Here is an 11348-nt window from a genome sequence, read left to right on the forward strand (position 1 = left end):
CCTTGCAAAGGGACGCCGACGCTCAGGCGAGCGTCACGCGTGCAAAGCGGCGCTTGCCGACCTGCACGACGTAAGTCCCTGCGTCGATCTTCGCGCCCTTGTCGGACACCACTTCGCCATCGATGCGCACGCCGCCCTGCTCGATGTTGCGGTTGGCTTCCGACGTCGACGGCACGAGCGCAGCCTGCTTGAGCAGTTGCGCGATACCCAGCGGGGCGCCATCGAGGGAAACTTCCGGAATGTCGTCCGGCACGGCGCCCTTGGCGCGTGCGTTGAACTCTTCGAGCGCACGTTCGGCGTCGGCCTGCGAATGGAAGCGCGCCACGATCTCCTGCGCGAGCAGCACCTTCACGTCGCGCGGGTTACGGCCTTCCTCGATGTCGCGGCGCAGTTGCGCAATCTCTTCGAGCGTGCGGAACGACAGCAGCTCGTAGTAACGCCACATGAGCGTGTCGGAGATGCTCATCAGCTTGCCGAACATGTCGCTCGGCTTCTCGCTGATACCGATGTAGTTGTTCTTGGACTTCGACATCTTCTCGACGCCGTCCAGCCCTTCGAGCAACGGCATCGTGAGAATGCACTGCGGCTCCTGACCGTATTGCTTCTGCAATTCGCGGCCCACGAGCAGGTTGAACTTCTGGTCCGTGCCACCAAGCTCCAGATCGGACTCCAGCGCCACCGAGTCATAGCCCTGCATCAGCGGGTAGAGGAATTCGTGGATGGCGATCGGCACGCCGCCCTGGAAGCGCTTCGTGAAGTCCTCACGCTCAAGCATGCGCGCCATCGTGTAGCGCGACGCGAGCTTGATCATGCCGTCGGCGCCCAGCTTCATCGACCATTCGCTGTTGTAGCGGATTTCGGTCTTGTCGCGGTCGAGCACGAGCGCGGCCTGCTCGAAATAGGTCTTCGCGTTCGTTTCGATCTGTTCGCGCGTGAGCGGCGGACGCGTGCTGTTGCGGCCCGACGGATCGCCGATCAGCGAGGTGAAATCGCCGATCAGGAAGATGACGGTATGCCCCAGATCCTGCAACTGACGCATCTTGTTGAGCACCACCGTGTGGCCGATGTGAATGTCGGGCGCGGTCGGATCGAGACCCAGCTTGATGCGCAGCGGCTTGCCGGTGGCTTCGCTGCGCGCGAGCTTCTGCAGGAACTCCTCTTCCACGAGGAGTTCGTCGCAGCCGCGCTTGGCGACGGCCAGCGCAGCGCGCGCGGCATCGGTCACGGGGTACTTCTTTTCCGAGGTGAGTGCGTGTTCACTTGTCATAACATCATTGTCCAGACTGGGTCGGGGGTTTCCCCTTATCCAGGCAGTAAAGGCGGAGGCAGCGGCGGGTCTGCTATAATCGCCGCTCAATTCTCGGCTCGGGCCGAAGCGACGCCGGGTTGCCCCGGATATTCCGGCAGGCAATCTCGAAGCGTGTCGCTCCGCCCGGGCTTTTTTCGTAAGTTGCGCAGAATTTTACGTGATGTGGCCAAAACTCCGTGATTTTTTTGCGCGTGAACTGCTGACCCTGATCGATCCCACGCAGCCGAAGCACCGTCGCAGAAAGGTGCAAATCGTGGCGACGGTCGGTTCGGCCCTGACGTTGGGAATGGTGACCGCTTTCGGCGTGGCACCGATGGTGCCGGATTCGGCACGCAACGGTGCGAGCGTGACTCTGCCGCTCACCTTCCCCGATCTGGCCAAACAAATCCAGCAGCTCGACGCGCAATCCCAGACCTTTATCCATCAAGTGGCGCTGCGGCGCGGCGAAACCCTCGGCGACATGCTCTCCCGGCTGTCGATTCAGGATCCCGCCGCCGAGAAGTTCATTCGCGAGAATGCCGTCGCCCGTCGCCTGATCGGCGTGCCCGCCGGGCAAGTGGTTCAGGCCGAAACCGATGACGACGGCAAGCTCGTCACGCTCTCCACCGTCCTGTCGACCGGCAGCACCGCCGCACAGCAACTGGTGATCGAGCGTAACGACGCCGGCCGTTTGCGCGCGCGCATGGAGCAGTTGGCGAACGACACCGAATGGGCCATGCGCTCAGGTGCGATCGCGGGCAACTTCTTCACCGCGATGGACGACGCGGGTGTGCCCGACGCCGTCGTCGCGCAGATGGTGAACATCTTCTCCGGCGTGATCAACTTCCAGCGCGACGTGCGCCGTGGCGACCGTTTCCGCCTCGTGTACGAGGTGATCAAGCAGCAGGATCGCACCGTTCGCACCGGGCGCGTGCTCGCCATCGAGTTCATCAATCAGGGCAAGACGCACCAGGCCATCTGGTACGCCGATCCGCAGGGCAACTCGCCCGACGGTGCGTACTACGGCTTCGACGGCCGCAACCTGAAGCAAGCCTTCCTGCGCACGCCGGTCGAGTTCTCGCGGATTTCGTCGGCTTTCGGCGGTCGCGAGCATCCGTTCCAGCACAAGTGGAAGAAGCACGAAGGCGTGGATCTGGCCGCTCCGGTCGGCACGCGCGTGTTCGCTGCGGGTGACGGCGTCGTGAAGTTCGTCGGCACGCAAAACGGTTACGGCAATCTGGTCGAAATCGAGCACGCGGGCAACTATCAGACGCGCTACGCCCATCTCTCCGGCTTCGGTCAGGGGATGAAGCCCGGCACGCGCGTGACGCAAGGTCAGGTCATCGGCTTCGTCGGTCAGACGGGCTGGGCGACCGGCCCGCACCTGCATTACGAACTGCGCCTCAACGGTGTGCCGCGTAATCCGTTCTCAACGGATGTCGCCGCCGTCGCCCCGCTCGCGGGCAACCGCCTGAAGCTGTTCGACATGTACGCCGAGAACCTGCTCAAGCGCATCGATCTGATGCGCACCGTGCAAGTCGCCGAACGCGATTGAGGTATGCTGGAGTCCGCACTGTGCGGGGTGACGTCTGATCCATCGACGCGCCGTGCGCAGTGCCGGACTTCCTTCTCAAGCTCATCGCACGCGCGCGCCCGCACATGAACGACATCGCTCGTCACATGGCCGATCCGGCCACCGCCTCCCTCGCTGCCTCCACCAAGTCCGCCTGCTACATCGGCCTGATGTCCGGCACCAGTCTGGATGGCGTCGACGGTGTGCTCGTCTCGTCTGCCGACGGGCAAGTGCTCGCGGAAGCCTATTTGCCATTCCCGCACGATCTGCGTGAGACGCTGATGGTGCTGCAAGCGCCCTCGGACAACGAACTGCATCGCGAAGCGCTTGCGGCGAATGCACTGGTGCGGGTGTATGCCGAGTGCGTGACGCAGTTGCTCGCCGCGGCAGGCTTGCCCACGTCTGCGGTATCCGCCATCGGCGCGCACGGGCAGACGATCCGGCATCGCCCCGGCGAATTCGACGGCATCGGCTACACGCGCCAGCTCAACGCCCCCGCATTGCTTGCCGAACTGACGAACATCGACGTGGTGGCCGACATTCGCAGCCGCGATGTGGCGGCAGGCGGCCAGGGCGCGCCGCTCGTGCCCGCCTATCATCAGGCGATGTTTTCGGACGCTGGCGAGACGCGTGTCGTGTGCAATCTCGGCGGCATCAGCAATGTGACCATTCTGCCCGCCGCCGCGCTGGGCCAACTGGTGTCCGGTTTCGATTGCGGTCCGGGCAATGCGCTGCTCGACGGCTGGGCGGCACGCCATCTCGGTAAGTCCTACGACGACGGTGGTGCATGGGGCGCGACGGGCCGTGTCGACCCCGCCCTGCTCGCCGCGCTGCTTAGCGAGCCCTACTTCCGTCAGACGCCGCCGAAGAGCACCGGACGCGACCTCTTCCATGCGAAATGGCTCGACGACCACCTTGCCGCTTTCCCGAAAGTGTCGCCGGTCGATGTTCAGGCGACGCTCGTCGCACTGACGGCGCAATGCGTTGCAGACGACGTGCTGCGCTTCGCCCCCGACTGCCGGGGGTTCTATGCCTGCGGCGGCGGCACGCGCAACCATGCACTCATGCAGGCCATTGCCGATCGTCTGCCGGGTGTGACGGTAGCGACGACCGACGCACTTGGCGTTCCGCCGCATCAGGTCGAAGCCCGCGCATTCGCGTGGCTGGCCGAGCGTTGCGTGACGCGTCAGCCGGGCAATCTGCCGTCCGTCACAGGAGCGAAGGGCCTGCGCATTCTGGGTGCGATCTACCCGCGCTGAGATTTATCGACGGTATCTGCAACGCTCGCGACCCGATCGTGACGTAAACGAGAAAAGGGCCCTTCCGGGCCCTTTCTCTTACTACGGCAGGACGACTTCTGTCGCGTCGCTCAGACCGAGAACGAGGAACCGCAGCCACACGTGGTGGATGCGTTCGGGTTCTTGATCACGAACTGCGCGCCGTTGATGTCTTCCTTGTAGTCAATCTCGGCGCCGACGAGGTATTGATAGCTCATCGAGTCGATCAGCAGCGATACGCCGTTCTTGTCGAGCACGGTGTCGTCCTCGTTAACATCTTCGTCGAAGGTGAAACCATACTGGAAGCCCGAGCACCCGCCACCTTGCACGAAAACGCGCAGTTTCAGGTCCGGGTTGCCTTCTTCGTCGATCAGTTGCTTGACCTTGTCCGCAGCGCTGTCCGTAAAGACCAGGAATGCGGGCATTTCCGTGACGGCGTCCTCAAGCAGTGCGCTCATCGCAAATCTCCATAAATCGGTTTGGTGTCATTCTAGCCCTATTCCCCAAATCGTGCCGAACGCCGGAAAATCAAGCGCTTAGTGACGATAAATACCGTTACGGCAGTACGGGAATATGGGTCAGGCCCATGTTCTCGGGCAGGCCGAACATCAGGTTCATACACTGCACGCCCTGACCGGACGCGCCCTTGACCAGATTGTCTTCGACAACGAGGATCACCAGCGTGTCGCCATCGTTCGGACGGTGCACGGCCATGCGCACATAGTTCGACGCACGCACCCAGCGCGTTTCCGGCATCGAGCCGGCCGGCAGCACGTCCACAAACGGCTCCCCGGCGTAATACGTTTCAAACAGCGCCTGGAAGTCGGTGTCGCGCGCTTCAGGCAGGATCGTCGCGTACAGCGTCGAATGGATGCCGCGAATCGTCGGCAACAGATGCGGCACGAACGTCAGACCCACTTCGTAACCGGCAATCGTCTCGAGACCCTGCTTGATTTCCGGGTGGTGACGGTGACCCTTCACGCCATAAGCCTTGAAGTTGTCAGCCGTTTCCGCGAGGATGAGCGACGTTTCGCCCTTACGACCCGCACCGCTCGCGCCCGACTTGGCGTCGGCGATCAGATGTTTCGGGTCGACCAGCTTGCGGCCACCCGCGAACAGCGGCGCGTAGCCCAGCTGCACGGACGTCGGATAGCAGCCCGGCAAGCCGATCACGCGCGCGCTCTTGATCTTGTCGCGGTTGATCTCTGGCAGGCCGTAGACGGCTTCTTCGAGGATGTCCGGGCACGAATGCGGCATGCCGTACCACTTTTCGAACGTGGCGGTGTCCTTCAGACGGAAGTCCGCTGCCAGATCGATCACGCGAACCCCGGCGGCCAGCAACTCGCGCGCCTGCGCCATCGCCACACCGTGCGGCGTCGCAAAGAACACCACATCGCAATCCGTCAGACGTGCGTCGTCAGGCGTGCAAAATGCCAGGTCGACACGGCCTCGCAGGTTCGGATACATATCGGCGACCGGCGTACCCGCTTCCTTGCGCGAGGTGATCGCCGTCAACTTCACTTCCGGGTGCTGCGCCAGCAAACGGAGCAGCTCCACACCGGTATAGCCGGTGCCGCCTACGATACCTACCTTGACCATGTCCTACCCCTTTCAATCGGAACCGCGATTCTATCAAGCTTCGACGACACTTGTGGGACGGTAACGCCCCCCGCGTCTCACGCGTCGCCAAAAGAAAAAGGCCGCGCGAGGCGGCCTTTCCTTGCATCCACCGAAGCGGATGCCCACAAGCACTCGTGGCGATTAACGCTTCGAGAATTGCTTGCGACGGCGGGCTTTGTGGAAGCCAACCTTCTTACGTTCGACTTCACGGGCATCGCGCGTAACGAAGCCTGCGGTCGACAGCGTCGGCTTGAGCGTCGCGTCGTAGTCGATCAGTGCGCGGGTGATACCGTGACGAACCGCACCAGCCTGACCCGTTTCACCACCGCCCGAGACGTTGACTTTGATGTCGAACGTTGCGCCGTGGTTGGTCAGCTCGAGCGGCTGACGAACGATCATCAGCGACGTTTCACGAGCAAAGTACTCTTTGATCGGCTTGCCATTGACGATGATATCGCCCTTGCCAGCCTTGATGAACACACGAGCCACTGCGCTCTTGCGACGGCCGGTGCCGTAATTCCAATCGTTTTTGAACATGGCTGGCCCTTAGATCTCGAGCGACTTCGGTTGCTGCGCTTCGTGCGGATGGTTGCCGTCGGCGTACACCTTCAGCTTCTTGATCATCGCGTAGCCCAGCGGACCCTTCGGCAGCATGCCCTTCACGGCCTTCTCGAGCGCACGGCCCGGGAAGCGCTCTTGCATCTTGCCGAACGTGGTTTCGTAGATACCGCCCGGGTAACCGGTGTGACGGTAGTACTTCTTGTCAGTTTGCTTTGCGCCCGTAACTTTCAGCTTGGCAGCATTGACGATGATGATGTAATCACCCGTGTCAACGTGCGGCGTAAATTCAGGTTTGTGCTTGCCGCGCAGACGGCGTGCCACTTCGCTGGCGACACGGCCGAGGACTTTGTCCGTCGCGTCAATCACAAACCATTCGCGCGTCACCTCTGCCGGCTTAGCGGAAAACGTCTTCATGATCGATCCAAATAAAATGCGTTTGCCCCATTAACACCAACTTCCTGCTTGTCTGCCGGCCACGTCCTTGCGACGCGAGGTCACATGGCGCAGTCCTGTGCTTGCAGGCTCTCCCTGATGCTTTTTCCGTGGGCATTTCCGGAAAAGCCGTTGATTATACAGAAAAATCGCCCCACCGGTAAACGGCGTTTCCGGCCGACGTTTCCGGCGGCACAAAAAAAAACCCGAACCTCAATGGGTCCGGGTTAAATCCACCAAAGGAGGAGGGTGGAGGAGACACTTGCAGCGTTGCTGTGAAGCACAACAACCAATGACTGAAGTCTAGCAAATGGTATGGTGCAACGCAAGAAAATTTATAGTGCGAAATGCAACACCATAATGTGAAAAGCAAAAGAAATGAGCGATATCACAAAAACTCATTAAAAATCAACTAGATAAAACTTTTCCGCATCCCCTACAGCGTCACCACCTAGAAGGCAAAACCTAAATTTAGGGTTTATCCCCCTCAAAACCCGATCAAAAAAGCGCCAATATTGCGATGCAACAACCTGAGGCGCGATTCGCGGTCACACAGGTTTGAGGCGGCGTCGTACGCAGGTTCTCGGAAGCCGCTACAATTTTTGCTTGAATGGGATATCGGGGTTTCGAAATATGGAATGCAAGGTTAGCTGGATGGGCCCGGGCGGCATGTCCTTCGTCGCACAGACGGGTAGCGGACACATTGTCGCGATGGACGGCGCACCGGAAGGCGGCGGCAACAATCTCGCGCCGCGTCCGATGGAGATGGTGCTGGTCGGCACCGGCGGATGCACGGCGTACGACGTGGTGATGATCCTCAAGAAGAGCCGCGCAGACGTCAAGGATTGCAGCGTGACGCTCAAGGCCGAGCGCGCCAGCGAAGACCCCAAGGTCTTCACGAAGATCCACTTCCACTTCACCGTGACGGGCCGCAATCTGAACCCGAGCGCCGTGGAGCGTGCGGTCACGCTCTCGCACGACAAGTACTGCTCGGCGTCGATCATGCTCGCGAAGACGGCGGAGCTCACGCACAGCGTCGAGATCGTGGAAGGCTGACAGCGACGGTCGCCGTCGGCGCGGCACACATGGCGGTGGCAAGCGCTGAAACACAAAAGGCTCCCGAGGGGAGCCTTTTGCATTGTGTTGGGATGCAGAGCCGGCCGATAAGCCGGATTCTGTGAACGCGACTCGCGCCGCGCCTGACAATCATTCCTCTAGGCGACGCATCACTACGCCGCTCAAGCTTCCTACCCGCAGGCTCCCGGGGGCCCCGTTGCCGGCACACGCACGAGGCGCATGCCGCTCACCTGCCTATTTGGAATTGCTCCGGGTGGAGGTTACCGTGCCGTGTGCGTTGCCGCACGCCGCGGTGCGCTCTTACCGCACCGTTTCACCCTTACCTGATCCCCTGACTTGCGCCAGGGGCCATCGGCGGTCTGTTCTCTGTTGCCCTGTTCCGCGTCTCGCGACGGATGGCCGTTAGCCATCACCCTGCCCTATGGAGTCCGGACTTTCCTCCCCCTCCCCGAAAGGAGGCGGCGATTGTCTGGCCGACTCTGCGGGCCGAAGTGTATCACGGGGCGTCATGTCGACGCTGCGCCCGATCACGGCGCCCGGGACGGAAGACGGACACGTCACGATAAAACGCCGGATCGTCGTTCGCAGGCCACCAGCCAGGGATACCCAGGACCGGCAGCGGCGAGAAATCACGCGTTGTGAGGGAGACGGATGCCAGCGTCGGGGCGATCTGCGTGTCGAGCCACTCGCGCCGTCGCTCGTCCGCCCATTCGAAGTAAGTCTGGGGAACATCGACGATCCATGCGTGCGCGGTCACCGACTTGTAGGGCGTCACGAGCTTTTCCAGCAAGGCATGCCCGAACGGCTGCACTTCGCAAGCGCGCCCCCAGTCGGCACGGCGCGCTACGAACAACGTCTGCCAGTCGAACGCGCGCAACGCCGCACCGAGTGTGGCATCGCTGCAGGCAAAAACGACGGCATTCTCGTCGAAGAGCGTTGCGGCGTCGCGTGTCGCGCCTCGGGTGGATTGCACACCGTCAGCCTCGATAGCCGACGCCTGACGCGCGTTGAGCGCCGCCTTGCCGCGCGGAAACGTCAGCCAGATCAGCGCATTGAAGAAGTCGTGGAGGTTCCGGCGAGTCGGCACGCCACCGGTGGACGCAATGAACGCCTCATAGGCGACACCGACGGGTAGATCGTCCTGCGCGACGAAGCGAAGTGCCTGCCCCTGCCCGCTGACCAGACCGGCGTTCGCGGCCAGCGACGACAGTGCACCGCGCCAGTCGTCACCGGTCAGGGCCAACTGAGCTGGCCCTGACACGGCGCTAAACCAAGGCGCGCGCCAGTCGATCTCCGGCAGTTCGGATGTCGCGCCCGCCGAATCCAACGACCTCAGCCCTTGAACTTCCAGCCGATGACTTCACCACCACGCAGCGGCACGACGGTCTGGTCGCCCATCGGCAGTTCCGCAGGCAGCGTCCAGTCTTCTCGCACCAGCGTGACCTTGTCTGCATTGCGCGGCAGTTCGTAGAAGTCCGGGCCGTAGAAGCTCGCGAACGCCTCGAACTTATCGAGCGCGCCCGCCTTGTCGAAGGCCTCGGCGTACAGCTCAACCGCGTGCAGCGCCGTGTAGCAACCGGCGCAGCCACATGCGGCTTCCTTCACGCCACGGGCATGCGGCGCGCTGTCGGTACCGAGGAAAAAGCGCGGGCTGCCCGACGTGGCGGCCTTCACGAGGGCTTCTCGATGCGTCTCGCGCTTGAGCACCGGCAGGCAGTAATAGTGCGGACGAATACCGCCGGTGAAGATGGCGTTGCGGTTGTACAGCAGGTGGTGCGGCGTGATCGTGGCAGCAATCGGGCCTTCGGCAGACGCGACGTATTCGGCGGCGTCCTGCGTCGTGATGTGCTCGAAAACGACCTTCAGGCCCGGGAAATCGCGACGCAGCGGCGACATCACCTTGTCGATGAACACTTTTTCACGATCGAAGATGTCGATGTCCGAACTCGTTACTTCACCGTGCACGAGCAGGGGCATGCCGACGTCCTGCATGGCTTCGAGCGCACCTCGGCACTTCGCCAGATCGGTCACACCGGCATCCGAATTCGTCGTCGCACCGGCCGGATAGAGCTTCACACCGTGGACGAAGCCCGACGCCTTCGCGCGACGAATCTCTTCGGCCGGGGTGTTGTCGGTGAGGTACAGCGTCATGAGCGGCTCGAACGTGTTGCCAGCCGGGCGTGCGGCGAGAATACGCTCGCGATACGCAGCCGCGTGTTCAGTCGTGGTGACCGGCGGCTTCAGGTTCGGCATGATGATCGCGCGGCCGAACTGGCGGGCGCTGTCGGGCAGCACGCTCTTGAGCACGTCGCCATCGCGTACGTGTAAGTGCCAGTCATCGGGACGGGTGATAGTCAGTTCGGTGCTCATGGGCGTTTTCCGGGGGCAGGAGGGACGTCTAGCCCAATGCGACCGTAGCTGCGAAGTGCGAACGAGTGACGCGTCGACGCGACGGACCGCCTGGGCGGGAATGTACGTGCACAGAGGCCGGTGCTATGCTTCTGTAACCCCATATTGTAACGGTTGCGGCGCTCAGACACGACGTGCGCAGCCAATCATCGATTTGCCCGTCCCATGTGCCAACTGCTCGCAATGAATTGCGCGGAACCGACCGACATCACGTTCTCATTTACCGGTTTCGCGGCGCGTGGGGGTGGCACGGATCACCATGCCGACGGTTGGGGTATCGCTTTCTTCGAGGACAAGGCCTGCCGCCTGTTCATCGATCATCAGGCAGCGGCCAACTCGCCCATCGCCGAATTGGTCAAGAAGTACCCGATCAAGTCCAAAAACGTCATCGCGCACATCCGTAAGGCCACGCAAGGCATCGTCGAGCTGGAGAATTGCCACCCGTTCCAGCGCGAGCTTTGGGGGCGCCACTGGATCTTCGCCCACAACGGCGATCTGCACGATTACGACCCGTTTCTCTCAGGCGTCTATCAGCCGGTTGGGACGACGGACAGTGAGCGCGCTTTCTGCGACATCATGCAGGGTCTGCGCAAGCGCTTCCCGGGCTCGCAACCGCCGCTCGACGAGCTGTTCCATGCGGTGGAAGACATCACGCGCACGATCACGCGCCACGGTGTATTCAACTTCGTGCTCTCGAACGGTCAGGCCCTGATCGCGCACTGCTCGACCCGGCTTCATTTCATCGCCCGTCAGTGGCCGTTCACGAAGGCGCACCTGATCGACGCCGATTGGGAGATCGATTTCGCCAAGTTCACCACCCCGGCCGATCGCGTTGCGGTGATCGCGACGGCACCGCTCACCGACAACGAAGTCTGGACGACGTTCGAGCCGGGCGAACTTATTCTGTTCGAGAAAGGCGCGCCGACGCTGCGCACGGTGGTGCCGATTCCGGAAGCGGTCCGTCTGCGCAACGCGCAAAACACGGCCTGCCAGTAACCGAGTGACTGCGATGCGGGGCGTCTCCCGCGTCGCCACTGTCAAGTCCTGAAATAGGTTGACAGTTATTTCAGGTTAAAACGCCCGATGCACCGCATCGGGCGTTTTGTATTTC

11 protein-coding genes and 1 other RNA gene are annotated in these 11348 nt (G+C 62.0%); 4 read left to right on the forward strand and 8 right to left on the reverse strand.

The window, feature by feature from the left end:
• Positions 1 to 22 precede the first annotated feature (22 nt).
• Positions 23 to 1267, reverse strand: coding sequence for a tyrosine--tRNA ligase (gene tyrS, locus PCO31010_RS25930; RefSeq protein ID WP_150666786.1), 1245 nt, complete (start codon positions 1265 to 1267; stop codon positions 23 to 25).
• Positions 1268 to 1469: 202 nt separating this feature from the next.
• Between tyrS and PCO31010_RS25935 the strand changes: the two genes are divergently transcribed.
• Both PCO31010_RS25935 and PCO31010_RS25940 read left to right on the forward strand, forming a co-directional pair.
• On the forward strand, positions 1470 to 2843 hold the full coding sequence (locus PCO31010_RS25935) for a M23 family metallopeptidase (protein WP_150666787.1): 1374 nt from the start codon (positions 1470 to 1472) through the stop codon (positions 2841 to 2843).
• Between the two features lie 104 nt (positions 2844 to 2947).
• Positions 2948 to 4120, forward strand: coding sequence for an anhydro-N-acetylmuramic acid kinase (locus PCO31010_RS25940; RefSeq protein ID WP_150666788.1), 1173 nt, complete (start codon positions 2948 to 2950; stop codon positions 4118 to 4120).
• A 110-nt stretch (positions 4121 to 4230) separates the two neighbouring features.
• Here the strand turns inward: PCO31010_RS25940 and erpA are convergent, their stop codons facing one another.
• The 4 genes from erpA to rplM all read right to left on the reverse strand — a co-directional run bounded on the left by erpA (position 4231) and on the right by rplM (position 6733).
• On the reverse strand, positions 4231 to 4596 hold the full coding sequence (gene erpA, locus PCO31010_RS25945) for an iron-sulfur cluster insertion protein ErpA (RefSeq protein ID WP_039396169.1): 366 nt from the start codon (positions 4594 to 4596) through the stop codon (positions 4231 to 4233).
• A gap of 97 nt (positions 4597 to 4693) precedes the next feature.
• The gene (argC, locus tag PCO31010_RS25950) at positions 4694 to 5737 is read right to left on the reverse strand and encodes an N-acetyl-gamma-glutamyl-phosphate reductase (protein WP_150666789.1); all 1044 of its coding nucleotides are present in this window, start codon (positions 5735 to 5737) and stop codon (positions 4694 to 4696) included.
• A 162-nt stretch (positions 5738 to 5899) separates the two neighbouring features.
• A complete protein-coding gene (rpsI, locus tag PCO31010_RS25955) occupies positions 5900 to 6295 on the reverse strand; it encodes a 30S ribosomal protein S9 (RefSeq protein ID WP_150666790.1) in 396 nt (131 codons plus the stop codon).
• 9 nt (positions 6296 to 6304) lie between these two features.
• Positions 6305 to 6733, reverse strand: coding sequence for a 50S ribosomal protein L13 (rplM, locus tag PCO31010_RS25960; protein ID WP_010805091.1), 429 nt, complete (start codon positions 6731 to 6733; stop codon positions 6305 to 6307).
• A 651-nt stretch (positions 6734 to 7384) separates the two neighbouring features.
• On the opposite strand from rplM, the gene PCO31010_RS25965 reads away from it, so the two are divergent.
• Complete coding sequence (locus tag PCO31010_RS25965; RefSeq protein ID WP_039396159.1) at positions 7385 to 7807, forward strand: OsmC family protein; 423 nt, start codon at positions 7385 to 7387, stop codon at positions 7805 to 7807.
• Between the two features lie 92 nt (positions 7808 to 7899).
• Here the strand turns inward: PCO31010_RS25965 and rnpB are convergent.
• From rnpB to pyrC, 3 genes are all read right to left on the reverse strand, one after another.
• Positions 7900 to 8309, reverse strand: an RNA gene (gene rnpB, locus PCO31010_RS25970) — RNase P RNA component class A.
• A 15-nt stretch (positions 8310 to 8324) separates the two neighbouring features.
• On the reverse strand, positions 8325 to 9071 hold the full coding sequence (locus PCO31010_RS25975) for a DUF3025 domain-containing protein (RefSeq protein ID WP_246184779.1): 747 nt from the start codon (positions 9069 to 9071) through the stop codon (positions 8325 to 8327).
• 89 nt (positions 9072 to 9160) lie between these two features.
• The gene (pyrC, locus tag PCO31010_RS25980) at positions 9161 to 10198 is read right to left on the reverse strand and encodes a dihydroorotase (RefSeq protein ID WP_046290882.1); all 1038 of its coding nucleotides are present in this window, start codon (positions 10196 to 10198) and stop codon (positions 9161 to 9163) included.
• Between the two features lie 204 nt (positions 10199 to 10402).
• Here pyrC and PCO31010_RS25985 point away from each other — a divergent pair, with 204 nt between their 5' ends.
• Complete coding sequence (locus PCO31010_RS25985) at positions 10403 to 11233, forward strand: class II glutamine amidotransferase (RefSeq protein WP_039396153.1); 831 nt, start codon at positions 10403 to 10405, stop codon at positions 11231 to 11233.
• Positions 11234 to 11348: the final 115 nt, after the last annotated feature.

The organism is Pandoraea commovens (assembly GCF_902459615.1).
GTDB lineage: Bacteria > Pseudomonadota > Gammaproteobacteria > Burkholderiales > Burkholderiaceae > Pandoraea > Pandoraea commovens.